We start from the raw sequence: 23,779 nt of genomic DNA on the forward strand, positions 1-23,779 counted from the left end.
TTATTCGAGATATCCGAGGTCCGCGAGTCTCGCTTCGACTTCGTCGTCGTCCGTCGCTTCCTGTTCGCCCGCGTCGAACGCGGGGTACGACTCGATGCCGGCCGACCCGACCGCAGGGAGGACCGACCCGTCCATGCGGTCGCCCGCCGGAAGCCCCATCGTCGCCAGCACCGTCGGGGCCACGTCGAAGAGGTGTGCGCCCGAGAGGTCGGCGCTCGGGGTCGCTCCGTCGCCGGAAATCGCCACGATACCGTCCCGCTTGTGGTTGTAGGGTTCGCTGGGCGGACCGAACTCCCCGTCGCCCACGCGGGTCGAGAGGAACTCGTCGTACTCCCGAGGGACCGTGATTACGTCGGGCGCTTCCTCGACGTAGGGCCCCGAGAACACCTCCTCGCGGCGGGCCACGCGCTCGAACACGGGGTTCCCGTCGGGCGTCGTCACCTCCGACAGCGCGTCCACGAGGTCGTCGCAGAGCCGGTCGTACTCGCGTTCCGGAACGACGCCCTCGGGTTCCCGTCCCGCGAGGTTGACCCGGACGCCGAGTTCGATTCGGTCGCGCATGTACGCCTTCGAGGCCGGGAAATCGACCTGTTCGGACCCCGCGCGGGCCACTTCGGTCGGGACGCGTCGGGCCGCGAACTCCGCCAGTCCCACCGCGTCGAGCGCGTTGTAGACGCGCTGGCTTGTGAGACCGACACCGGCGAGTCCGGCCACGGCCCGTTCGAGGAGACCCGTCCCGTCGTCGGCCTCGTCTCTCCCCTGCTTGCCGTCCTGTAGCTGATTGTCGGCGATGGTCGACCACGTCGGCATCCCCTCGCCCTCGGTGGTCGTCTCGACCAGTCCCCGCTCGCGGAGGTACTCGTTGGGCCGGAACTCGTGGCCCGCGTACTCTCCCATCCCGTGGTCGCTGGCGACGACGACGGTGTCGGGGTCGCACTCCTCGAGAATCGTGCCGAGCTGTCGGTCCACCGCCTCGTAGACGGCCCGGACCTTGCCGTGGTCGCCGGGGAACTCGTGGAAGACGGTATCGGTCTGCTGGAACTGGACGAACCCGAAGTCCGGGTCGAACCGGTCGGCGAGGTAGCGAAACGCCGACCCCCGCATCCCGACCAGTCGCTCGTACCACTCGACCTTCTCCTTACCGTCGGCGTCGCGGGGCGCGTACACCCGGTACTCGCCGATTTCCTCGCGTATCTCGTCCAGCAGTCCGTCGGGGTGACAGTCGGGGTTCTCGGGCGCGGTGTAACCCGGCACTATCGCGCCGTCGATTTCGTCGGGCGGGTGCGTGACCGGGGCGTTGACCACGACGCTCGACTTGCCGTGGTAGTCCAGCAGTTCCCAGAGGGTCCGCTCGCGGACGTGAGTCGCGTTCACCACGTCCCACTCGTAGCCGTCGAACGTGAGGAACCCGAACACGCCGTGTTTCCCGGGGTTGACGCCGGTGTACAGCGAGGGCCACGCGCTCGGGGTCCACGGCGGAATCTGAGACTCCAGCGGCCCGGCCGCCCCCGACTCGAAGACCGACGCCAGATTGGGGAGCGCGCCGGCCTCGAACAGCGGGTCGAGGACCGGCCGACACCCCGCGTCCAACCCGACGAGGAGAGTCTCCATGTTCGTCTGCGGGCGGTCAGCCATGTACCACGTTCCACCGTCCGGCCGGCCTTTGTTATGGGCTGTTTGTCACCGCGAAGACACGTCCTACGGCCGGTTTTCCGGGTTAAGCTCGCGTTACTCGGCGGAAACCGAGCGTTTCGCCGGTTGCGGACCGTTCCGTTCCGACCGTTCCACCCCCGGCCATAACACTTAAATCAGTAATGTAGCATTGAATCGAAGTCGGTAGGTTTATGAATAGGTAGTCTCGCATTGAGAAATACATGGCACGCGACGATACGGCACGCGACCGCAGTTCGGACGATTCACTGCTCGACCGACGCTCGTACCTCAAGATGGCCGGTGCGGCGGCCGCGACGGTCGGGGCGGCAGGCGTCTCCGCCAACTCCGCGGAGGCGGCGTCCTACGACACCATCAAGGTTCCCGCGAACACGAAGAAGGTAATCGACGTGAACGGCGGCGAGACCTTCGAGAACAAACTCATCGACATCACGGCCGACGGCGCGCACGTGAAGTTGATGACTCACGGCAGCGGGTGGACGGTCCGGAACGTCGGAGTCAAGGGCGAGAACAACAACATGGACGGTACCTACGGTACCTTCTACCTCCGCTGCACCGAGGACGGCGAGGCGCTCGCGGAGAACATCTACATGGGCGACGGCGCGGCCGACCGGTGCGGGCACGCGGCGGTCTCGGACTGGGCCAACGCCGGCACCGTCACCATCCGGAACATCCACGTTCAGGGCTGGGCGGCCGACGGGATGTACATGTCCCACGCGGGCAACCACGTCAAGCAGACGATGGGCGTCACGCAGGTCGAGAACGCCTACCTCAAGAACAACAACATCGAGAACTGTCGGCTCGGCACGCCCGGCAGTTACATCAAGGACAGCGTCGTCCACGTCGAGAGCCAGGACGCCGTCCCGTCCAACGAGTCGGGCCAGACCAACGCCCGCGGCATCTGGTTCAAGGAGCAGTCGGGCCTGAAGGCCATCAACTGCGACATCTCTGTCAAGGGCTCTCACGCGGTCTTCGCCAGCAACGAGGGCGAGGGCACGCTGGAGAACTGCCGAGTCGAAGGCCCCGTCACCGGCCCGGTCGAGCAGGTAAACGTCTCGGGCAGCCCCGACGTCACGCCGCCCGCGAGCGTCCCGATGTCGGCCGAGGAGGCCGCCTCGGGCGAAATCGACTCGTCGTCGAACACGTCCTCGCCCGCGAACGAGACCACCCAGTCGGACGGCACCAGCGACTCGCAGGGTAGCCTCTTCGAACTCGTCGCCGCGGAAGGCCACAAGAACGTGAAGTACGAGTTCACCGTCGAGGGGAGCGTCCGCAAGCGCACCTCCGGCGACGGCCCCAACTCCGAGAGCAGCGATAGCGTGACCGACAACGGCGACGGCACGGTGACGGTGTCCGGCGTCGCGGGCAACGGCTTCGGCGACGCCTACTACGTGGACGGAGCCATCACGTCGGTGAATCTGGACGAGAGCGTCTGGACGCTCCGACTCGACGGTAGCGAGGTGACTCCCGACGACCTGACGCTCCCGAACAAACTGGTCATCGACGGCAGCAACCGCCCGCGCGTCGCGGCCGACTACACCTTCGAGGTCAGCGGTGCGGCGCGCAAGAGCACCGAACTCGGTTCGGTCCAGAAGAACGACAGCGTCTCGGCCGGCGAGATAACCGGGTCGGTCTTCGGCGGTAAGGACGGCTACCGGTTCTCCGGCGAGGTCACCGGCTTCAGCCTCGACGGTGCCGCGAACGTCCGCGTCGAAGACGGGTCCTGAGTCGGTTCCCCCGACGGCGCGCACTCCGCGGTCGTCCCCCTCTCCGATGCGGCCCGTGACCTTCCCCCAGCGTGGTCCGCGACCTCCCCTCTCGCCCGTCGATTCCGCCCTCCGTTCCCGGTTCGACTCCCTCATCGCCCTCCACGACGGCCGCTTCGCACCCGCTAACCGCTCTCCCCACGTCTCGATTTCCTCTCTTCCTCTCTACTCCCTCATTTTACCCCCTCGACACTACTTTCTCTTCTTGACCTTCGTCCCTCCGTTGCGACGCTCTCCTTCTCTCGACAGTTCGTCGGAGTCACTCTTCGTCTCGACCGACATCTCTCGTCCGGCGCCTCTCGTCCGACTCCTGACGGAGGGCCGACGACCTGCTCGAACCGTCGTTCCGGCCACTGTTTCACTCCGTTCCGCCATCCGTTCCCCGGAAATGCCGAATTACGCGCCGCTTTCGGCGAGCGATGACTTATAACGGAGTCGCACGTCGGCCCGAACGGCGGCGAGTCGGCCGGAAGCCAGCGACCGGCATCGTTCGGCCATTATACTTAAATCGGCAAGCTAGCATTGAACAGAAGTCGGTACCTTTTTCAAGTGGTAATGACGCATTGAAGACTGCATGGCACGCGACGTTACGGCACGCGACTCGAAGTCCGAAACGACCCTCCTCGACCGTCGTTCGGCCCGCTGGCACGCCGGGTCGACTTCGACGGCGACCGACGGGCGCGAGACTGCGACCTCGCCCGGAGCGAACCCCGCTGACGAGACCACTCCCGCTGGCACACCGACGCTCTGCCCTCCCGGCCGCGCGTCCGGCGCGGAGGTGCGCGATGGCTCCTGAGAACGCCCACTCCGAGACCGAGGGCTGGCAGGACGCGCCCCGCGACCCGGACCCCTCCGACCTCGGGTACGAACTGGACGACTGGGAAGTCATCCGCGCCCGGAAGGACGACCGCGGCCACCTGATGTTCCTCCCCGAAGAAGAAGAGATGCTCCGCGACGAGGCGTTCATCGTCGCCGACGCCCGCTCGGTCTGCGACGTCGTCGACCGAATCTAACCGCTTCGCTCTACACGTTCCGCCTCGCCTCCGACGCCGGCGCGTTCGACCGCGCGACTCGCCTCCTCCACCGCGTTTCTGGCTTCTCCGAACAACCGGTCGGCCCGTCCCTCGCTTCTTGCTTCTGCAGTGACCCGGACCAGCGGTTGAGTCCCGCTCGCGCGCACGAGGAACCACCCGTCGTCGGTTCCGACGCGCACGCCGTCGAGCGCGTTCACGTCGTCGTACTCCGCGAAGACGCGCTCGCGGACTCGCTCCATCACGGCCGCCTTCTCGTCGGTCTCGACGCTGCCGCGCCGGAGCGGGTAGCTCTCGACCTCGCCCACGAGCGCGTCGAGCGACCCGCGCCGGGCGACCAGTCCCGCCAGCCGACACGCCGCCAGCGGACCGTCGGGGCAGAGCGTCTCGTCGGGCCAAATCCACGCGCCGCTGGGTTCGCCGCCGAACGCGACGCCCCCGTCGGTCGCGCGCTCGGCCACGTACACGTCGCCGACCCGCGTCCGGGAGACCGACGCGCCCTGTCGTTCGAGCGTGTCGGCGACCGTCAGACTGGTGTCGACCGGGACCGCGACCTCGTCGCCGGGGTTGGCGGCCTCCCGAGCGAACAGCGCGAGCAGCACGTCGCCCGAGACGAACTCGCCGGACTCGGTGGCGGCCCGCATCCGGTCGGCGTCGCCGTCGTGGGCGATACCGAGGTCGGCGTCGGTCGCCGCGACGAACTCCGAGAGCGCCCGGCAGTTCTCCGCGGTGGGTTCGCTCGGGCGCGCGGGGAACGACCCGTCGGGTCGGTCGTTGAGCGTCCGCACGTCGTGGCCGAGTCGGCGCAGCGCCTCGGCCGTGACCTGCCCGACGCCGTTGCCCGCGTCCACGACTATCGAGAGGTCGCCCGGCGCGGCCGCGCGCTCCAGCGCCCGCGCGTGGCGCTCCTCGGCCCCGTCCCACGACGACTCTTCGCCGAGGCCGTCCCATTCTCGGAGGTCGTAGTTCTCTTCGCGCACGCGAGCGGCGACGGCCTCGCGCTGGCGCTCGTCGAACGCCTGCCCCGAGGGGTTCCAGAGCTTCAGGCCGTTGTCGGGGGCCGGGTTGTGGCTGGCCGTCACCATCAGGCCCGCGTCGGCGTCTCGCCAGCCGACGCTCCGGGCGACCGTGGGCGTGGCGGCCTCGCCGAGGCGAATCGCGTCCGCGCCGCACTCTCGGAGGCCCGAGACCGCGGCGTCGGCCAGCATCCGGCCGCTTTCGCGGGCGTCTCTGCCGACCACAACTCGGTCGTAGCCCTCGCTCGCGAGAGCGCGCCCCACCGCGAGCGCGAGGTCGCAGGTCACTTCGTCGCCGATTCGTCCGCGGATGCCGCTGGTTCCGAACATCTAATTTTCCTGTCCGTTGACGTGGTGCAGTTCAGGCGGCGTGCCGACCTTGCCGCCGCGCCTGTACGAGAAGTAGTGGACGACCGCCGAGACGCCGAACACCGCGAGGATGAGCGTCGCCAACACGAGACCGGGAATCATTCCGAAAGGAGGGACGCCGATCCAGACCGCCGCGACCAGCAGCGAACTGGCCCCGACGAGTCCGAGGTAGTATCTGTCCCACGGGAATTCCTCGCGGGAGACGTCGCCCAGATAGAGGTCGAGGTCCGAGGCCCGGTCGCCGAGTCGGACGATACCCTCGTCGCGGTCGTACTCGACGATGTCCGCCTCGTCGAGTTTCGGCAGATGGGTCTGATAGAGGGAGATGTACACGCGCTTGCGCTGTTCGGTGGAGAGGGCCGCGGGAGTCGTCTCGTTCTCCCACGCCGCGACCTGTTCGGTCAGGTCCGAGAGTTCGGTCTCGCCGCCCTCCTGTCGGAGGTAGTACAGCGCGTATCGACGTCGAGGACTCTTCAGAACCTCGAACACCTCGTCCTGAGAGAGTCCGTCAGCGCGAGACATGCTCCCCCGGAACTCGGCAGGTCGTCGGAGGCGATACGCGCTCGGAGCCACCGGGTCGGGAGGATGTCCGCAGGTGAGACCGCCGCATACCCTCGATATTGGCGCATTGGCACTTTGTTACCCACCTACTGCCGACGGGTAGTCCGACGGTACGACGGGTCTCGTCGGCGATACGGGGACAGTAACGCTCCCGATGGGGTCGGCGTACCGGCAGGTTCCCTCGCGGGCGCTATCCGGCGAAAAACCCGCCGAGAGCGTCGATAAGAGCGGTCTACCCGAAATCAAGGCGCCATATAACAAAGAGGAACACAGGTCATTGAGTCGATAACGCCCGGCCCGCCGTCAGGCGATGCGGCCGGGCAATCGACTAACTGACTATGATTCCGTTACTGACTGCGAACGATACGCTGGGTTCCCGCTCCCCCGGGGAGGTGAGCCAGCGTGGCTAAGGCCGACACGCGGTCCGAGCGCGACGACCGAATCGCTCCCGAACTCGGCGACGACTGCGAGGTGTCGCCGAGCGCCACGGTCGGCCACCGCCACCGCGAGGACGCCGCCCCGCCCAGAATCGGCGACCGAGCGACCATTCGCTCGGGCACCGTCGTCTACGCCGACGTGGAGATCGGCGACGACTTCACCACCGGCCACGACGTGCTGGTCCGGGAGGACACCCGCGCCGGCGACGACGTGGTGGTCGGCACGAACACCGTCATCGACGGGACCACGACCGTCGGTTCCCACGTCAGCCTCCAGACGGGCGTCTACGTCCCGACGAACACGACCATCGGCGACGAGGTGTTCGTCGGTCCCAACGCGGTGCTGACCAACGACGCCTACCCCATCCGCGAGGAGTACGACCTCGAGGGACCGACGCTCGAAGACCACGTCTCTGTCGGCGCAAACGCGACGCTCCTCCCCGGCGTGACCGTCGGTGAAGGCTCGTTCGTCGCGGCCGGAGCGGTCGTGACCGAGGACGTGCCGCCCGAGACGCTGGCGGTGGGTGCGCCCGCCGAGTTCCGGGACCTGCCCGAGGAGTTGCGAGGGGGGAACCGGATAGCATGAGCGTCCCCATCGCCGACCCGGAGATGGGCGAGCGCGAAATCGAGCGCGTCCGCGAGGTCATGGAGTCGGGTCGCATCGCCGACGGGCCCGAGGTCCGGGCCTTCGAGGACGAGTTCGCGGCCCTCTGCGGAACCGACCACGGCGTCGCCACGAGCAACGGGACGACCGCGCTCCACACCGCCTTCGAGGCACTCGGCGTCGGGCCGGGCGACAAGGTGGTGACGACGCCGTTCTCGTTCGTCGCCAGCGCGAACGCGATTCGACTCGCGGGCGCGCAACCGGTCTTCGCCGACGTGGACCCCGAGACGTACAACCTCGACCCGGTCGCGGTCGAGGAGGTCGTCCGGCGCGAGGACGACGTGTCCGCGGTCCTGCCGGTCCACCTCTACGGCCTGCCCGCCGAGATGGACCACCTGCTCGACGTGGCCGACGACTACGACCTCGCGGTCATCGAGGACGCCGCGCAGGCCCACGGCGCGCAGTTCCGAGGTCAACCCGTCGGGTCGCTCGGCGACGCGGCCTGCTTCTCGATGTACCCGACGAAGAACATGACCACGGGCGAGGGCGGCGTCGTGACGACCGACCGCGACGACGTGGCCGAGAAGGCCGCGAGTTTCGTCAACCACGGTCGCCCGCCGGAGGGCGGCTATCGCCACGTCAGGGTCGGCCACAACTTCCGCATGACCTCCATCGCGGCCGCCATCGGCCGAGTCCAGTTGGACCGCCTGCCCGACTACAACGAGGCCCGGCGGTCGAACGCGGCCTACCTCACCGACTCGCTGGCCGACGCCGACGTGGTGACCCCGACCGAACCCGACGACCGGACCCACGTCTACCATCAGTACACGATTCGGACCGAGGACCGGGACGGTCTGGCCGACTACCTCGACGAGGCGGGCGTCGGCACGGGCGTCTACTACCCGACGCCGATTCACGAACAGCCAGCGTACGACGACGTGAGCCACGACGCGCCGGTCGCCGAGCGGGCGGCCGACGAGGCGCTCTCGCTCCCGGTGCATCCGAACGTCTCCGAACAGGACCTCCGAACCATCGCCTCCGCAATTCAAGAGTATGAACGCTGAACCGACAGACGAACCGACGAACGCCGCGGTCATCGGCGTCGGAAGCATGGGCCGCCACCACGCGCGAGTGTACAGCGAACTGCCGGACGTGAACCTCGTCGGCGTCTTCGACGTGAACGACGAGCAGGCCCGCGAGGTCGCCGCCGACCACGGTTCGACCGCGATGGAGATGGACGCGCTCCTCCGAGCGGCCGACGTGGCCTCCGTCGCGGTGCCGACCCAGTTCCACGCCGACATCGCGCGCGACTGCATCGACCACGGCGTGGACGTGCTGGTCGAGAAGCCATTCGTGGACGACGCGGCGGTCGGCCGCGAACTGATAGACCGGGCCGACGACGCGGGCGTGACGATACAGGTCGGCCACGTCGAGCGGTTCAACCCCGCGATTCGGGCGCTCGCCGACATCGTGGCCGACCTCGACGTCATCGCCGTCGACGCCCAGCGACTCGGCCCGCCGCCGGAGGGCCGGCAGGTGGACGAGAGCGCGGTGATGGACCTGATGATTCACGACATCGACGTGGTGCTGGCGATGCTCGGTGAGTCGCCCGAGACCGTCACTGCCCACGGCGTCAGGAACAACCAGTACGCGACCGCGGACCTCACGTTCGACGACGGGACCGTCGCCTCGCTGACCGCGAGCAGAGTGACCCAACAGCGCGTCCGGAAACTCGCCATCACGGCCGAGAGCTGTCGGGTCAACGTCGATTACATCGACCGGTCGGTCGAGATTCACCGCCACTCGCTGCCCGAGTACATCGAGGACAACGGCGACGTGCGCTACCGCCACGAGAGCATCGTGGAGCGCCCGACCGTCCAGACCGGCGAACCGCTCAAGAACGAGTTGGAGTCGTTCGTCTCGGCGGCCACCGGCGACGGCGACCCGGTGGTCTCCGGCGAGGACGGCCTCCGAGTACTCGAAGTCGCGCGCGAGATTCACGACGCGGCCGCCGCGGACGAGCGCCCCGAAGCGGAGGTGAGCGCCCGGTGAGCCTACAGGAAGTCGTCCACCTGTACGGCAACGACGCCCCCGAGGCCGAACAGCGCGAGGCGTTCCGGTCGGGCCGGGTCCCCGTCGCGGTGTACGGTCTCGGCAAGATGGGCCTGCCGCTCGCGGCGGTGTACGCCGACGCGTCCGGCAACGTCGTGGGCGCGGACGTGGACCCGGAGGTGGCCGAGACCGTCGACGCCGGGGAGTGCCACGTCAAACGCGAACCGGGCCTGTCGGAACTGGTCGCCGACACCGTCGAGCACGGCGCGTTGGAGGCGACCGACGACCCCGCCGAGGCCGCCGACGAGGCGGCGGTCCACGTCGTCATCGTGCCGACGCCCATCACCGACGAGAAGGAGGCCGACCTATCCATCCTGCGGTCGGTCGCCGAGGACGTCGGCGCGGGTCTCGACCCCGGCGACCTGGTGGTCGTGGAGTGTACGGTCCCGCCGCGGACCTGCGCCGACCTGCTCGAACCCCTGCTGGCCGACGCCGCGGGCCACGACGAGTTCGGCCTCGCGTTCTGCCCCGAGCGAACGTCGAGCGGTCGAGCGCTCGAAGACATCCGCGGGGCCTACCCGAAGGTCGTCGGCGGGACGGACGACGAGGCCACCCGCGTCGCCGAACTCGTCTACGGCGAGATTACGGACAACGACGTGCTGGCGGTCTCGGACGCGACCACCGCGGAGGCCGTGAAGGTGTTCGAGGGCCTCTACCGCGACGTGAACATCGCGCTGGCCAACGAACTCGCCACGCTGACCGACGAGTTGGGTATCGACGTGAACGAGGCCATCGAGACGGCCAACACCCAGCCGTTCTGCGAGATTCACTCGCCCGGTCCCGGCGTCGGCGGCCACTGCATCCCCTACTACCCGTACTTCGTCATCAACGGCTTCGAGACGGAGTCGCCGCTGCTCGAAACCGCCCGCGAGGTCAACGACTCGATGCCGGCGTTCACCGTCGAGACGCTGACCCGCGAACTCGACGCCGAGGGGAAATCGCCCGAGGAGACCACCGTCGCGCTGTTGGGTCTGACCTACCGGCCGGGCGTCGAGGAGACCCGCGCGACGCCCGCCGAACCCATCGCTGAGCGCCTCTCGGCGCTCGGCGCGTCGGTCCTCGCGGTGGATCCGATGCTGGACGACGCCGAGGGGTTCGACGCCAAAAAGATATCGCAACATGAGATTTACGATCGAGATATCGACGCGGTCGTGTTGGTGACGCCGCACAGCGAGTTCGAGCGCATCGAGTGGGACCGGTTCGACCCGCTGGTGGTCGTGGACGGCCGCCAGAGCCTCGAACTCGACGCGACCGACCACCGCGTCTACACCATCGGGAGCGGACAGCGATGAGTCGAGCGCGCTCCCGTCGCATCGGGGCGCCTCCGGCGGTCGAGCGAGCGTCGCGGACCGACTCGGCGAGTCGGTCCACACCCGCGAAGCGGGAGGCCGTTCGAGCGACCGGCGGCCGCATCCCCGGCCCGGACTTCGACCGGACGCAATCGAGTCCAAGAAACAGAAAACCACCTCAAAAAAGTATGAATACGGTTACAAGAAACGTAGATGATTCCCAGCGCGGACGAACGACCGGCGGCGACCCCCTGACGACGCTGGCCGAACGACTCGGTCGGAGGCTGAACGCGGACGCCGCCGAGAGCGAACCGCTCGTCGTCGGCGCGGACTCCGGCGACGCCGACACGGAGGGCGAACCGTGAAGGTCCTCACCGTCGTCGGCGCGCGGCCCCAGTTCATCAAGGCCGCCGCCGTCTCGCGCGAACTCCGCCGCCGCCACGAGGAAGTACTGATTCACACCGGCCAGCACTACGACGAGGAGATGTCCGACGTGTTCTTCGAGGAGTTGGGCATCCCCGAACCCGACGACAACCTCGGCGTCGGGTCGTCGAGCCACGGCGCACAGACCGCCGAGATGCTCGCCGGGTTGGAGGAGCGAATCGAGGCCGAAGACCCCGACGCGGTGTTGGTCTACGGCGACACCAACTCCACCCTCGCGGCCGCCATCGCGGCCTCGAAGGTCGACACCCGACTCGCGCACGTCGAAGCGGGCCTCCGGAGTTACAACCGGGAGATGCCCGAGGAGATAAACCGGGTCCTGACCGACCACGCCGCCGACCTGCTGTTCGCGCCCTCCCGGCGCGCAGTAGCGAACCTCCGCGAGGAGTCGGTGCCGGGCGCGGTCCACAACACGGGCGACGTGATGTGCGACGCGGTCCGCTGGGCGCGCGACCGGGCCGAGGACCACTCCGAGATTCTGTCCGAGGTGGGCGTCGAGTCCGGGGAGTACGTGCTGGCGACCGTCCACCGCGCGAGCAACACCGACGACCCCGAGCGACTCGCGGCCATCTTGGACGCCCTCGCCGGCGACCCCCGCGAGGTCGTCTTGCCCGCCCACCCGCGGACGATAAACCGTATGCGGGAATACGAAATGTACGAGGAGGCCAGCGAACGGCTGACGCTCGTGGACCCGGTGGGCTATCTCGACTTCGTGCGACTGCAGGACCGCGCCGACGCGGTGGCGACCGACTCGGGCGGCGTCCAGAAGGAGGCGTTCTTCCTCGACACGCCGTGCGTGACGATGCGCGAGGAGACCGAGTGGCGCGAGACGGTCGAAGCCGGGTGGAACGAACTGGTCGGCGCGAACGAGACGGCCATCCGCCGGGCGCTGGCCGACGCCGACCCGCCGGGCGACAAGCCCCGGCCGTACGGCGACGGCGACGCCGCGGCCAGAATCACCGAGCTGTTGGACGATGCCTGACGAATGTGACTTCGAACGCGACAGCGAGGACGATGTGTACGCGGACCCCCGCGTCGCCGGGTCGCCACGTGCGGTCGCGGACAGCGAGTTCGCGCTCCTGCTGACCCACGACGTGGACCGGCCGTACAAGACGGTTCAGTCGGCGTACCACGCGATAGAACACCGCGACCCCCGGCAACTGACCGACCTGCTCCCCGGCAACAACCCGTGGTGGCAGTTCGAGGAGATGATGGAGTTAGAGGAGTCGCTCGGCGTCCGGTCGGCGTTCTACTTCTTGCGTGAGAAGCACCTCCTCGAACGGCCGCCGAGCGACTGGCTCGACCCCTTCTACTGGGTCGAGCAGTTCGGGCGCTACGAGATAGAGACGCCGGAGATGCTCGACGTGCTTGACCGCCTCCACGAGGGCGGGTGGGAAGTCGGTCTCCACGGGTCGTACGACTCCTACGACGACCCCGACCGCCTCCGCACGGAGAAGACGGCGCTGGAGGCCGCGCTCGGCCGGGAGGTGGTCGGCGGCCGCCAGCACCACCTCAACCGCGGGCCCGAGACGTGGGACCACCACCGCGACATCGGCCTGCGGTACGACGCCAGCCCCGGTTCGAGCGAGACGTTCGGCTTCGACCGTTACCTGCCCGCCCGCCCGTTCGGCGACGACTTCGTCGTCTTCCCGCTGACCGTGATGGAGTGTGCGCTCCCGGACCCCGGCGAGGAGTTCGCGGCGGCGTGGGCCGAGTGCGAGGCCCTGCTCTCGGAGGCGGCCGAGAACGGCGCGGTGATGTCGGCGCTCTGGCACCCGCGGCTGTTCACCGAGGCCGACTTCCCGGGCTACCGCCGACTCTACCGCGAACTGGTCGAGAGCGCGCTGGAGATGGGCGCGTGGGTCGGCGCGCCCCGCGACTACTACGAACTCATGGCCCACCCCGACCCCGACGGCGCGGCCGAATCGGACGCCGATGGAGCGAGCGCCGACCGGCGTGACGGCGACCCGCCGACCGGCCGCGGAGGTTCGCAGTCGGTCGATTTCACCGCCGGACCCGGCGACAGGACCGACCTACGCCCGCGTCAGGTGGGGGATAACAAAGTGAAAACCGGCACCAACACCGAGTCAACAGGATGAGAGTCGAGCAACTCGAACTGTCGGAGTGGGAGTCGGCACTGCCGAGCGACGGCTTCGAAGTGTTCCATCTACCGGAGGCGCTGGAGGTGGTCGACAGACACACGGACGCCGAGATGAAGCTGTTCGGCGGGTTCAAGGGCCAACAGCCCATCGCGCTGTTGCCCGTCTTCGTCCAGCAGAAGTCGGTCGGCACCGCGGTCACCTCGCCGCCGCCGAGCATGGGCATCCCCCGGATGGGACCGATTCTGATGCCGACCAGTCCCAAGCGACGCAAGCAGGAGAAGGTCAACAACGAGTTCACCGAGAAGGTCCTCCAGCAGGTCGGCACCGACCTCGACTTAGACGGGCGACTCGCCGAGGCCGGAGTCGAGTCGCCGACGGCCGAGCGCGTACTCGACACCTTGGACGTGGACTCGCGGCTGACCCTCTTTCGCATGGAGTGCAACGCGGCCTACGGCGACCCCCGACCGTACGCGTGGGGCAACCTTCAGGTCGAACCGAACTTCACGTACTTCCTCGACTTGGAGGACCGCGAGACCGAGGAGGTCCGAAAGTCCTTCTCAAAGAGCCTCCGCCGGGAAATCGGCGACGCCGAGGACCTCGACGTGACCGTCGAGTGCGAGGGCGTGTCGGGTGCCCGTGACATCTACCGGGCGACCGAGGAGCGCTTCGCCGAGCAGGACGAACCGTTCGGACTCTCGTGGGCCTACGTCCGGGACCTCTTCGAGGCGCTGGCCGAGGACGACCGGGCGCGGGCCTACGTCGCCCGCGACGCCGACGGCGAGTACCTCTCGGGCATCACCGCGCTCTACTCGAACGACCACGCCTACTTCTGGCAGGGCGGCGCGAAGTGCATCTACGAGGGCACCGCGGTCAACAGCCTCATCCACTGGCGACTCATCGAGGACGTCGTCGAGGACCCGCCGGTCGAGTCGGTCACGCAGTACGACCTGATGGGCGCGAACACCGAGCGACTCTGCCGGTACAAGGCCAAGTTCGGCGCGGACCTCGAACCGTACTACGTCGTGGAGTCGTCGGGCGCGGCGATGAACGTCGCCAAGCGAGCGTACAAGTTAGTTCAGTAGTCGGTCGGAAGTCGAGTTCTCCGACGTTTTTGGCGTCGCCCGACCCGGAGTCGGGACGAGCGACCGCGAGAAACAGTCAGACCATCTCTTCGACGACGACCGCCGCGTCGGACTTCATCCACGCGGCGTTGTTCTTGGTGTCGTAGACGACGACTTCGCCGGCGCCGTCGTTGAAGGCGGCGTAGCGGTCGGTCACTCGGTCGGCGTCGCGGCCGTCATCGCTTTCGTATTTTCCGGTCATTGGTCGGATCGCCCACTTTCCTACGGTAAGTGGGTTTCTACCAGTTACTCGGCGCCGTACAGTGATAAGAGTTAGCAAACCTTCCAGTAATCGGGGACGACGAAATGAACCCGCCGACCGACCGAGTCTCGGCTGTCGCCGGTCGGAGGGTCGGCCTCCCGGGACGACAGACTGCCTGTCGTGCGTTTTCGCAACCTACGGCGCGTCAGGCGGCCCATAACAAAGCCCGAACGTGGGTTTGTCGAAGTAACGACGCGCCCGTCCGGGCGCGGTCTGATATACCATGGCTTCGGACACGCAATCCTCCCAGCGATGGGAGAAAGGCGCACTCCTCGTCGGTTTCGTCTCGCTCGCGGCGGCGGTACTCGTTGCGCACGGGTCGCCGCCGGAGGCGTACGAACTCTCGATATACGCCGGCACGCCGCCGGCGTTCTGGCTCGGAACCGCCGCGGCGCTGCTGGTCGCGGTGTTCGTCGGACTGCGGGCGTCGGGCGGCACCCGGCGACTCGCGCTCGTTCTCGGCGGGACGGCGATGCTCGCAGTCGCCTCGCTCCCCGTCCTGCGGTCGTACTACTTCTTCGGCGCGGGCGACTCGCTGACCCACCTCGGGTGGGCCAAGGACATCGCGTCCGGGAAGCTGGCGGTGGTGGACCTGCTCTACCCCGGGACGCACACCATCGCGGTGATGCTCGCCGACGCGACCGGGATGGAACTCACCCGCGCGATGCTGGTGATGGTGATGGCGTTCACCGCGACGTTCCTGCTGTTCCTCCCGCTGGCGACGTGGGCGATAACCCGTGACCGGCGGGCGACCACGGTGGCGGCGCTGTCGGGACTGCTGTTCATGCCGGTGAACAACGTCAGCGTCTTCGACATGCCCCATCCGACCACGCAGGCCATCATGTTCCTGCCGCTGGTCCTCTACCTGTCGGCGCGCTACCTGACGCGGGCCGACCGCGACGGGTTGGCGGTCGGCACCCCGACCGGTGCGTTGCTGGCGCTGGCCTCGGTCGCCGTCGTGCTGGTCCACCCCCAGCAGGCCGCGAACGTCCTCGTCGTCTTCGTCGCCATCGTCGGTCTCCAACTCGTCGCCCGATACCTCGGCGGCGAGGCGACCGACCACCGGACGTTCGCGCTGCAAGCGGTCTTCCTCGCCGGGGTGTTCGCGGTGTGGACTCCCCGACACGAGCGCGCCTCGGGGGCCAGTTCCGCGCTGGTGAACATGCTGATGAGCGGTCTCCAGTTGGGGACCGAGACCACGCAGGCCGCGGGGTCGGTGGCCTCGGTCGGCGGGTCGCTCCAGATGCTGTTCCTGAAACTGTTCGCGGTGAGCGTGGTCTTCTGCGCGCTCGCGGGCCTCCTCGTCCTCGGGGGCGTCCTCGGGCGCATCGAGGAGTCGAACCTGACCGCGTTCTCCCGCTACTTCGGTTTCGCACTGGTTCCGCTGTTCGGACTGTTCGCGGCCTACTTCATCGTCAGCTACGAGAAACTCCACTTCCGGCAACTGGGGTTCATCATGGTGCTGGTGACGATTCTCGGGGCCGTCGCGCTCGCCCGCGGGATGGACCTGCTCTCGACGCGCTTCTCGCTCTCGCCGGCGAGCGCCCGGACGCTGGTCGGGGTCGTCCTCGTCGTCATGCTCGCGGCGACGGTCCCCACGGTGTACCAGTCGCCGTACATGTATCAGAGTTCGAGCCACGTCACCGAGGCCCAGATGACCGGCTACGCGAACGCCATCGAACACCGCGGGTCGGCCCCGTTCGTCGGGATTCGGGGAACCGGCGAGAGATGGACCGACGGCGTCCTCGGTTACGAGGAGAGCCGCGAACGCAAACTCGGCGCGGCGAGCCTCTACGCCTCCGAAACCCACCCCGCGGTCGGCGAGAACTTCACAGGGAGCTACATCACCCGCCACTACGACGACCGGTATCTGACGTTCACCGACCGCGTGCGCCAGCAGGAACTGCAGGTGTACGACGGGTTCCGGTTCGGCGCGGCCGGGTTCCGGTCGCTCGACGCCACGCCCGGACTCAACCGCGTGCAGGCCAACGGCGGCTTCCAGATGTACCAGATAAACGAGACGAGCTAACGTGACCCGCGGCAATACAGCACTTCGACAACCATGGATCTGAAACGCTTCGCGCGCTCGTTCAAGGCGATGCTGAGTGCGCGCGTCCTCCACATGGCGGCCAGCGGCGTGCTGATGGTCGTCCTCGCCCGGTTCCTGCTGACCCAGGAGGAGTACGGACTCCTCGGGGCGGCGCTGGCGGTGCTGGGGGTCGTACAACTGTTCACCGACCTCGGCCTCGCCAAGGCGGCCGCGCGCTACATCACGGAGTACCGCGAGACCGACCCCGGACAGGTGCCCCACGTCCTCCGGACGGCGGTGGTCTACCGCCTCGGGACCATCCTCGTCGTCGGCACCTTGTTCGCGCTCCTCGGGGGATACATCGCCGACCTCATCGGCCAACCCGAGATAGCGACCCTGCTGGTCGTCGGCACGGGCTACATCGCGGTCCACTCGGTGTTCACCTTCTCGCAGGTGCTGTTCCAGGGGTACAACCAGATAACGAACAGCGCGGTCATCCGGGCGGTCGGTTCGGTCGCCCGACTCGCGCTCGCGGCGACGTTCGTCCTCGTCGTCGGCGGCGCGGTCGGTGCGCTGGTCGGTTACATCGTCGGCTACGGTCTCGGCGGCCTCCTCGGACTCGCGCTGCTCTACCGGAAGTGCTACCGGGACGTGGAGAAGGCCGAACGCGCCGAGGCGGGCCTCAAGCGACGCATCGCCCGATACAGCGTCCCGCTGACCGCGACCCGCGGGGCCAACATCCTCGACAAGCGCGTGGACACCATCCTCGTGGGCTACTTCATGAACCCGGTCGCGGTGAGTTACTACTACCTCTCGAAGCAGATTGTGGGGTTCATCCACTCGCCAGCGGCCTCGCTCGGGTTCACGCTCTCGCCCGCGTACGGCGAACACAAGGCCGAGGGCGAGACCGACCACGCCGCCCAGATTTACGAGACCACGCTGAAGTACATCCTCCTGCTCTACGTCCCGGCCGCGGCGGGCATCGTCATCGTGGCCGAACCCGCCATCGCGCTCGTCTTCGGCGAGAAGTGGGTCGAGGCCGCGCCCGTCCTGCAGGTGTTCGCGGCCTACGTCGTCCTGCAGGCGGTGTCGTACGTCACCGGCGACACGCTCGACTTCCTCGGACGCGCCCGCGAACGGGCCATCGCCAAGGGAGGCGGGTCGGTCGCTAACTTCCTGCTGAACCTCGTGATGATTCCCGCGTTCGGCGTGGTCGGCGCGGCCGCCGCGACGGTCGTCACCCACGCCGCGGTCCTCGGGGTCACGCTCTGGGTCATCCACGCCGAACTCTCGCTGTCGGTCGGCGAACTCGTCCGCCACTTCGTCGCGGTCGCCGCGGTCACGGGCGCGATGTCGGCCGCGGTCCTCGCGGTTCTGGCGCAGGTCGCGGGCGCGCTCGCGGTCGTGGTCTCGATTCTGGCCGGCGTCGCCGTCTGGGCGGGCCTCTCGGTGGCCGGCGGCCTGCTCGACCTCCGGCGAGTCAGAACCATCCTCACCTGAACAGGCTACGAACGAGACGACTCTACAACACGATGTCACGAACGAGACTCCCAGTTATTTGGCTTTCCGCGGCGAGGGTCGGAGCATGAACGACGCCGACACCGACGACTCCGACCGCTCTGCCGGCAGAGCGGACCGGACGCCCGACGTGTCGAATCGAACCGTACTGATAACCGGCGGTGCCGGCTTCATCGGAAGCCACCTCGCGGAGGCGCTGGTCGAGGACAACGAGGTCAGGGTCCTCGACGACCTCTCGGGCGGCGCGCGCGACCACGTCCCCGCGGGCGCCGACCTCGTGGAGGGCGACATCCGCGACTCCGAAACCGTCGCCGACGCGATGGACGGCGCGGACCTCGTGTTCCACGAGGCCGCGCTGGTGTCCGTCGAGGAGTCGGTCGAGGACCCCCAGCGGAGCAACCGCATCAACGCCGCCGCGACCGTCGACCTGCTCGAACGGGCCCGCGAGGAGGACGCCCGCGTGGTGCTTGCCTCCTCCGCCGCGATATACGGCCACCCCGACTCGGTCCCGGTCGCGGAGGCCGACTCGAAGGACCCGACCTCGCCCTACGGCATCGACAAGTTGACGCTGGACCACTACGCCCGCCGGTACCACGACCTCTACGGACTGGAGACGGTGCCGCTGCGCTACTTCAACGTCTACGGTCCGCGCCAGAATCCCGAGTACAGCGCGGTCGTCAACGTCTTCTTCCAGCAGGCCGCCGACGGCGGTCCCCTCACGATAGAGGGCGACGGCGGCCAGACCCGCGACTTCGTCCACGTCCGCGACGTGGTGCAGGCGAACCTGCTCGCGGCGACGACCGACCGCGTGGGCCAACCGTTCAACGTCGGCACGGGCACGAGCGTCACGATATCGGAACTCGCCGAGACGGTGGTCGAGGTGACGGACTCGGACGCCGAAATCACCCACGTGGACCCGCGACCGGGCGACATCCGGCACAGCGAGGCCGACGTCTCGGCGATTCGCGAGGAGTTGGGGTACGAACCGACGGTGTCGCTGGAGGAGGGACTCCGGGAGTTGGCGGAGGCGAAGGGACTGAGCGACTGAGGGCGAGCGCGTTCGGCCGATTGACGCGGTCGATGGACACGCCCAACTTCATACATAGTGTCTCGCCCGCGCACGCTCGCGCGTGACCCGAGACTCTCACCGAACGTTCACTCCGTCACTGAACGCTCACTTCGTCACCAAAAACTGTACCTCGATTCGTAGTCGGTAGAAAACGAGTTCCCTTTCCCTGAGGAACGTCTGCCCTTTCCCTGTCCGTAGCGTCACTTCTCGTTGATGGACTCGCTGGCGATGTTCCGCCCGCGAGTCTTCAAACTCACTTCGCGCCGTTTGCGCACTTCCTCCAGCACGTCCACTTCGACGAGTCGCTCGAAGATGCTCTCGACCTCGTCTACGTCCATCCCGAGGAAGTCGGGAATCTCGAACGACGAGACGCCCGAATAGAGCGCCATCAGGACCTCCTTCTCGGTCTCGTCGAGTTCGACTCCGCCCTCGTTCTTGCGCTCGCCCTTCTTCAACAGCGATTCGAGCAGCGCGCATCGCCGGGTCTCGCCCGAGATGTAGGTCTGGACGCTGGTGTCGCCCTGCGTGTGTTCGACCTCCAGCACGGTTCGCTGTTCGCCTTTGACGGTCCTGGTCGCCCTGTCGACCCCGCCGATGTCGTCGAGTTCGATGCCGACGAACGTGCCCGAGGCGATGGCGACGTTCACCATCTCCTCGCTAATCTTGATTCGGGCCTTCTCCCACTCGGTGTCCTGAACCACGCCGCCCTCGACCGCGGGGTGTTTGGTCAGGATCATCTTCTGGTTGAGCAGGGCCCCGTACACGTCGGTCTCGAACTCGTCGATGTCCATGCCCGTGCCGAGCAGGACGACGTTGTTCTCGAACTCGACGCTCAGATAGTCCGAGACGGAGGCGACGGCCTGATTCACGTCGTACCGACCCTTCAGGCCGTTGACCTTCGAGAGCGGAATCGACCGCTTGCCCTGGTTGCCCGCCAACACGATTCGCTTGTTCGACAGCAGGATGCGGCCGCTGGTCCAGTCGGGGTCGTTGAGTTTGCGGCCGTTCTTGACGACCTGCAGGAACTTCCCCTTCGTGTCGGTTATCTTGTGCTCGCCTTCCTTGCTCATGCGTTGTGTCTACGTTCTCGGCGCAGTCGTTCGCGTCGGCGGCGTTTGGATGCGGTCATGGCAACGGAGAGAGGTACTCACTCGCTTCGCATGTCGTCGACGCGCGCCGAGAGTTCGTCGATCGCTTGGGTCTGCTCGCGGGTCGCCGCGACGATGTCGTCGGTCGCGCTCTCGACCTGCCGGGTCTGGTCGCGCACTTCCTCGACGGTCGCCATCACCTGCTCGACGTTGGCGGCCTGCTCGTCGTTGGCCTGCGCGACCTCGGTCACGCCGGTCGCGGCCTCCTCGACCGCGTCGGCGATCTCCTCGAGGGCCACCAACGCGTCCTCTATCTCGTCGCCGGCGTACTTGACCTGCTCGTTGGACTCCTCGACGGCGACCACGGTCTCGTTGGCCTGCGACTGAATCTCCTCGATGCGCTCGGCTATCTCCTCGGTGTGCTCGCGGGTCTCGTTGGCCAGTTGCTTGACCTCGTCGGCGACGACCTCGAACCCGCTCCCGGCCTCGCCCGCGCGCGCGGCCTCGATGTTGGCGTTGAGCGCGAGCAGGTTGGTCTGGTCGGCCACCTCGGCGATGACCTCGACCACGTCCTCTATCTCGTCCATCTGGGATTCGAGTTCGGTCACCGTGTCCACCAACTCGTCGCTCATTTCGATGACCTCGTCGGTGGCCTCGCGCGCGCCCTGACTGGACTCGAGTCCGCTGTCGGCCGACGCCTTGGCCTGTTCGGCCGCCGAGGCGACTTCGTCGGAACTGGCGGCGACCTCCTCCATGCTGGCCGAGAAGTTCTCCATCTGCGTGGCGACTTCCGAGAGCTGTTCGGTCTGGGCCGCGACGCGTTCGTCGATGGCCTGCGCCGATTCGGAGGCTTGCTCGACCGAGGTTTCGAGGTTGTCGGCCTTCTCGCCGACCCGCGCGGTCAGTCCCTCGAACCGCTCGGCCATGGCGTTGACCTGGTCGACGACTTCGACCAGCGAGTCGTCGACCACGCCGTACTCGTCCTCGAACGACGCTCTGGCCGAGAGGTCGCCCGCCTCCATCGCGGTCAACGTGCCGATGAGTTCCTCGACCAGCGAGGTGATGCCCTCCTGTCGGTGGATGTGTTCGGTGCGGTCCCGAACCGTCTCGACTACCGCGATGAGGTCGCCGTCGTCGTACAGCGGCATCGCCGAGAACTCTATCTTCCGCTCTTGGCCGCCGCGAGTCACCATCGTCCCCTCGTCGGTGTAGAGCGTCCGGGTCGTGTCGGCCTTCTCCACGTCGAACTCGACGTGGGCCGACTCCGGGGCCTCGGCGACTTTGTCGGCCAGCGTCTTCACTCGGCGACCGTCGGGGTAGAACGCCTTACTGGCGTTTTCGAGGCCGAGCGCGTCTTCGGCCTCGACGCCGGTGAGGTCGGCCAGCGCGGAGTTCCACGCCGCGACCGTGTCGCGTTCCGTGTCGAGCATGAACACCGGGACGCCGATGCCGTCGAGCAGGTCGTCGTCGTCCACGTTGAGTTCCTCCTCGTCTTCGTCGGCCGCGGGTCCGGACGTTCCGTAGGCGTCGAGGCCGGCCTGCATGTCGGCCATCGTGGCCGAGAGCGCGGACTGGAGTTCGTCTTCGGCCCGAGAGAGTTCCTCGGCGACCGCCTCGTTGTTCGACGCGAGTCGGTGTTCGAGTCGCTCGAACGTCTCGCTGACGAGTCGTTCGACGCCGACGCCGTAGGTGCCGGCGAACGTCCCCGCGGAGACCGACGCGTCGGCGTGGCGTCGCCCGAGGTCGGCGGCGTCGCCCGACGCGGCCTCGGGGTCGGTGAGTACCTGCCCGAGGTGAACCGCTTGGGCCTGTTGCAGGTCGTCGGCCGCGTCGGTGTCTCGATACGTACTGGCGAGTTGCGAGCGCGTGATCGTGTCCGCCGACGAGACGGACACCGCTCCGGTCTGCGTGCCGCCGTCGAACGTCACGTTCCGCTGCCGTTCGCCGTCGTTATCCACGTCACGTAAGCTCGTTAAAATTTTCAGTAACCTGTCCCGGACCATCTTATGCCGGAAAGAGACACCAACCGGATATAAAGCTTTACTCAAATTTCACGCGCGATAACCTCAGCTATCCGCGGCCTCCGAGCTTCGACAGCGCCGAAAACGCCCGTTTCCGAACTTCCTCGTCGTCGGTGTCGTCGATGATCTCGTTGAGGCGTCTGCGCGCACGCTCGCCGCCGACCTTGCCGAGGGTGAACGCGGCTTTGGCCCGCGCGTCGGTGCTCGCCTCGGGGTCGTCGAGCACGTCGAGCAGTGCGTCTTCGGCCGCTTCCCCGCCGACTTCGGCGATGCTCGTCGCGGCGAACTGTGCGGTCATCCCGTCCTTGTCGTCCAGCACCGACGCCAGCGCCCTGATTGCGGCCTCGCGGTTGTCGTCGCCCGCGACCCGACCGAGCAACCACGCCGCGTTCCGGCGCTGGTGTGGCTGGGTGCCTTGGTCGAGGATGTCGACGAGCGAGTCCACGACGCTCCGGTGGTCCGTGGCGCTCAGTTTCTCGACCATGCGCTCGCGGAGGTCGTGGCTCTGCTGGCCCGGCGCGTTCGACAGGAGTTCGATGAGCGAGAACACCGCGGCCCGCCGGACCGCCTCGTTCTCGTCCGAGAGAAGCGACACCAACGCGTCCAGCGGTTTCGCGCTCCCGAAGTTCCCGAGCGAGTTGGCCGCGATTCGCCGAACCGTCTCGCTGTCGTCGTCGAGCAGGCCCAGCAGAGCCGACAGCGCCTCGTCGCCGCCGATGCGACCGAGCGAGTCGGCGGCCTCGCGGCGGACGTCGACGCTCTCGTCCCCCAGTCGCTTCCGGAGCGCGGTGACCGCCCGCGGGTCTTCGATGCGGCCGAGCGCACGCGCGGCCCGCGCCCGAACTCGCGGGTCGGGGTCGCCGAGACGCTTGGCCAGCGCCTTCGTCCCGGCCTTGTTGCCGATGCGCCCGAGGGCGTTGGCCGACGCCATGCGGAGTTCGGGTTGGTCGGCCGAGAGCGTCTCGACCAGCGCCTCGGCCCGCGCCCACTCGGCCCCCTCGGTCGGAACCTCCTCGCCGGTCAGCGCGGCGACGAGGCGCTCGACGGCGTGGCGCTGGTCGAGCGCGTCGATGGCCGCCGCACGAACTGCCTCGCTGTCGTCGTTCTGGACGGCCGTCACCAGCGGGTCCAGCACCTCGTGGTCCTCGGCCTCCACCTCGCCGAGGATGTCGGCCGCGCGCCGACGGACTGGCTCGCTGTTGCTCTTCGCCAACAGCGAGGTGAGTTGGTCCACGTCGCCCGTCTTCTCCAGTTCGAACAGCGAAGTCACGA

At 67.8% G+C, this 23,779-nt stretch carries 21 protein-coding genes; 14 read left to right on the plus strand and 7 right to left on the minus strand.

Annotated features, from left to right (window positions below; translation table 11 throughout):
- On the minus strand, window positions 1-1,635 hold the full coding sequence (locus M0R89_RS17720; protein ID WP_248650405.1) for an alkaline phosphatase family protein: 1,635 nt from the start codon (window positions 1,633-1,635) through the stop codon (window positions 1-3).
- Window positions 1,636-1,874: 239 nt separating this feature from the next.
- Here M0R89_RS17720 and M0R89_RS17725 point away from each other — a divergent pair, with 239 nt between their 5' ends.
- From M0R89_RS17725 to M0R89_RS17735, 3 genes are all read left to right on the plus strand, one after another.
- Entirely contained in the window at window positions 1,875-3,398 is a 1,524-nt protein-coding gene (locus M0R89_RS17725; RefSeq protein WP_248650406.1) for a right-handed parallel beta-helix repeat-containing protein, read from the plus strand.
- A gap of 613 nt (window positions 3,399-4,011) precedes the next feature.
- Window positions 4,012-4,233, plus strand: coding sequence for a hypothetical protein (locus tag M0R89_RS17730; RefSeq protein ID WP_248650407.1), 222 nt, complete (start codon window positions 4,012-4,014; stop codon window positions 4,231-4,233).
- On the plus strand, window positions 4,223-4,450 hold the full coding sequence (locus tag M0R89_RS17735; protein WP_248650408.1) for a hypothetical protein: 228 nt from the start codon (window positions 4,223-4,225) through the stop codon (window positions 4,448-4,450). The genes M0R89_RS17730 and M0R89_RS17735 overlap by 11 nt, the downstream gene beginning before the upstream one ends.
- Here the strand turns inward: M0R89_RS17735 and glmM are convergent.
- The gene (gene glmM, locus M0R89_RS17740) at window positions 4,447-5,814 is read right to left on the minus strand and encodes a phosphoglucosamine mutase (protein WP_248650409.1); all 1,368 of its coding nucleotides are present in this window, start codon (window positions 5,812-5,814) and stop codon (window positions 4,447-4,449) included. The two genes, M0R89_RS17735 and glmM, sit on opposite strands and share 4 nt — an antisense overlap.
- Window positions 5,815-6,375 (minus strand): DUF7344 domain-containing protein, encoded by a 561-nt coding sequence (locus tag M0R89_RS17745; protein ID WP_248650410.1) that lies wholly within the window; start codon window positions 6,373-6,375, stop codon window positions 5,815-5,817.
- Between the two features lie 480 nt (window positions 6,376-6,855).
- Here M0R89_RS17745 and M0R89_RS17750 point away from each other — a divergent pair, with 480 nt between their 5' ends.
- From M0R89_RS17750 to M0R89_RS17785, 8 genes are all read left to right on the plus strand, one after another.
- The gene (locus M0R89_RS17750) at window positions 6,856-7,437 is read left to right on the plus strand and encodes an acyltransferase (protein ID WP_248652295.1); all 582 of its coding nucleotides are present in this window, start codon (window positions 6,856-6,858) and stop codon (window positions 7,435-7,437) included.
- Window positions 7,434-8,519, plus strand: coding sequence for a DegT/DnrJ/EryC1/StrS family aminotransferase (locus tag M0R89_RS17755; protein WP_248650411.1), 1,086 nt, complete (start codon window positions 7,434-7,436; stop codon window positions 8,517-8,519). Before M0R89_RS17750 ends, M0R89_RS17755 begins: the two co-directional genes overlap by 4 nt.
- The gene (locus tag M0R89_RS17760; protein WP_248650412.1) at window positions 8,509-9,507 is read left to right on the plus strand and encodes a Gfo/Idh/MocA family protein; all 999 of its coding nucleotides are present in this window, start codon (window positions 8,509-8,511) and stop codon (window positions 9,505-9,507) included. Before M0R89_RS17755 ends, M0R89_RS17760 begins: the two co-directional genes overlap by 11 nt.
- A complete protein-coding gene (locus tag M0R89_RS17765) occupies window positions 9,504-10,859 on the plus strand; it encodes a nucleotide sugar dehydrogenase (protein WP_248650413.1) in 1,356 nt (451 codons plus the stop codon). The genes M0R89_RS17760 and M0R89_RS17765 overlap by 4 nt, the downstream gene beginning before the upstream one ends.
- A 185-nt stretch (window positions 10,860-11,044) precedes the next feature.
- Window positions 11,045-11,221, plus strand: a complete 177-nt coding sequence (locus tag M0R89_RS17770; RefSeq protein ID WP_248650414.1) for a hypothetical protein — start codon at window positions 11,045-11,047, stop codon at window positions 11,219-11,221.
- The gene (gene wecB / locus M0R89_RS17775) at window positions 11,218-12,279 is read left to right on the plus strand and encodes a non-hydrolyzing UDP-N-acetylglucosamine 2-epimerase (protein ID WP_248650415.1); all 1,062 of its coding nucleotides are present in this window, start codon (window positions 11,218-11,220) and stop codon (window positions 12,277-12,279) included. The genes M0R89_RS17770 and wecB overlap by 4 nt, the downstream gene beginning before the upstream one ends.
- Window positions 12,272-13,396 (plus strand): polysaccharide deacetylase family protein, encoded by a 1,125-nt coding sequence (locus M0R89_RS17780; RefSeq protein WP_248650416.1) that lies wholly within the window; start codon window positions 12,272-12,274, stop codon window positions 13,394-13,396. Before wecB ends, M0R89_RS17780 begins: the two co-directional genes overlap by 8 nt.
- Window positions 13,393-14,481, plus strand: coding sequence for a GNAT family N-acetyltransferase (locus tag M0R89_RS17785; protein WP_248650417.1), 1,089 nt, complete (start codon window positions 13,393-13,395; stop codon window positions 14,479-14,481). Before M0R89_RS17780 ends, M0R89_RS17785 begins: the two co-directional genes overlap by 4 nt.
- A 76-nt stretch (window positions 14,482-14,557) precedes the next feature.
- Here M0R89_RS17785 and M0R89_RS17790 read toward each other — a convergent pair whose 3' ends face one another.
- On the minus strand, window positions 14,558-14,722 hold the full coding sequence (locus M0R89_RS17790; protein WP_248650418.1) for a DUF7331 family protein: 165 nt from the start codon (window positions 14,720-14,722) through the stop codon (window positions 14,558-14,560).
- A 283-nt stretch (window positions 14,723-15,005) separates the two neighbouring features.
- Between M0R89_RS17790 and M0R89_RS17795 the strand changes: the two genes are divergently transcribed.
- From M0R89_RS17795 to M0R89_RS17805, 3 genes are all read left to right on the plus strand, one after another.
- On the plus strand, window positions 15,006-16,811 hold the full coding sequence (locus M0R89_RS17795) for a hypothetical protein (protein WP_248650419.1): 1,806 nt from the start codon (window positions 15,006-15,008) through the stop codon (window positions 16,809-16,811).
- A 33-nt stretch (window positions 16,812-16,844) separates the two neighbouring features.
- Window positions 16,845-18,311, plus strand: coding sequence for an oligosaccharide flippase family protein (locus M0R89_RS17800; RefSeq protein ID WP_248650420.1), 1,467 nt, complete (start codon window positions 16,845-16,847; stop codon window positions 18,309-18,311).
- A gap of 85 nt (window positions 18,312-18,396) precedes the next feature.
- Window positions 18,397-19,377: an NAD-dependent epimerase/dehydratase family protein gene (locus tag M0R89_RS17805; RefSeq protein ID WP_248650421.1), complete on the plus strand. Its 981-nt coding sequence runs from the start codon at window positions 18,397-18,399 to the stop codon at window positions 19,375-19,377.
- A gap of 221 nt (window positions 19,378-19,598) precedes the next feature.
- Here M0R89_RS17805 and M0R89_RS17810 read toward each other — a convergent pair whose 3' ends face one another.
- From M0R89_RS17810 to M0R89_RS17820, 3 genes are all read right to left on the minus strand, one after another.
- Window positions 19,599-20,468, minus strand: coding sequence for a CheF family chemotaxis protein (locus M0R89_RS17810; protein ID WP_248650422.1), 870 nt, complete (start codon window positions 20,466-20,468; stop codon window positions 19,599-19,601).
- A gap of 77 nt (window positions 20,469-20,545) precedes the next feature.
- A complete protein-coding gene (locus M0R89_RS17815; protein WP_248650423.1) occupies window positions 20,546-22,444 on the minus strand; it encodes a methyl-accepting chemotaxis protein in 1,899 nt (632 codons plus the stop codon).
- Window positions 22,445-22,556: 112 nt separating this feature from the next.
- Window positions 22,557-23,777, minus strand: coding sequence for a HEAT repeat domain-containing protein (locus M0R89_RS17820; RefSeq protein ID WP_248650424.1), 1,221 nt, complete (start codon window positions 23,775-23,777; stop codon window positions 22,557-22,559).
- Window positions 23,778-23,779 lie beyond the last annotated feature (2 nt).

Origin of the sequence: Halorussus limi (assembly GCF_023238205.1) — an archaeon.
GTDB lineage: Archaea > Halobacteriota > Halobacteria > Halobacteriales > Haladaptataceae > Halorussus > Halorussus limi.

Bases quoted from the DNA above. Each gene is read 5' to 3' on its own strand.
- M0R89_RS17720 (WP_248650405.1), bottom strand. From the start codon at position 1,635: ATGGCTGACCGCCCGCAGACGAACATGGAGACTCTCCTCGTCGGGTTG.
- M0R89_RS17725 (WP_248650406.1), top strand. From the start codon at position 1,875: ATGGCACGCGACGATACGGCACGCGACCGCAGTTCGGACGATTCACTG.
- M0R89_RS17730 (WP_248650407.1), top strand. From the start codon at position 4,012: ATGGCACGCGACGTTACGGCACGCGACTCGAAGTCCGAAACGACCCTC.
- M0R89_RS17735 (WP_248650408.1), top strand. From the start codon at position 4,223: ATGGCTCCTGAGAACGCCCACTCCGAGACCGAGGGCTGGCAGGACGCG.
- glmM (WP_248650409.1), bottom strand. From the start codon at position 5,814: ATGTTCGGAACCAGCGGCATCCGCGGACGAATCGGCGACGAAGTGACC.
- M0R89_RS17745 (WP_248650410.1), bottom strand. From the start codon at position 6,375: ATGTCTCGCGCTGACGGACTCTCTCAGGACGAGGTGTTCGAGGTTCTG.
- M0R89_RS17755 (WP_248650411.1), top strand. From the start codon at position 7,434: ATGAGCGTCCCCATCGCCGACCCGGAGATGGGCGAGCGCGAAATCGAG.
- M0R89_RS17760 (WP_248650412.1), top strand. From the start codon at position 8,509: ATGAACGCTGAACCGACAGACGAACCGACGAACGCCGCGGTCATCGGC.
- M0R89_RS17770 (WP_248650414.1), top strand. From the start codon at position 11,045: ATGAATACGGTTACAAGAAACGTAGATGATTCCCAGCGCGGACGAACG.
- M0R89_RS17780 (WP_248650416.1), top strand. From the start codon at position 12,272: ATGCCTGACGAATGTGACTTCGAACGCGACAGCGAGGACGATGTGTAC.
- M0R89_RS17785 (WP_248650417.1), top strand. From the start codon at position 13,393: ATGAGAGTCGAGCAACTCGAACTGTCGGAGTGGGAGTCGGCACTGCCG.
- M0R89_RS17790 (WP_248650418.1), bottom strand. From the start codon at position 14,722: ATGACCGGAAAATACGAAAGCGATGACGGCCGCGACGCCGACCGAGTG.
- M0R89_RS17795 (WP_248650419.1), top strand. From the start codon at position 15,006: ATGGCTTCGGACACGCAATCCTCCCAGCGATGGGAGAAAGGCGCACTC.
- M0R89_RS17800 (WP_248650420.1), top strand. From the start codon at position 16,845: ATGGATCTGAAACGCTTCGCGCGCTCGTTCAAGGCGATGCTGAGTGCG.
- M0R89_RS17805 (WP_248650421.1), top strand. From the start codon at position 18,397: ATGAACGACGCCGACACCGACGACTCCGACCGCTCTGCCGGCAGAGCG.
- M0R89_RS17810 (WP_248650422.1), bottom strand. From the start codon at position 20,468: ATGAGCAAGGAAGGCGAGCACAAGATAACCGACACGAAGGGGAAGTTC.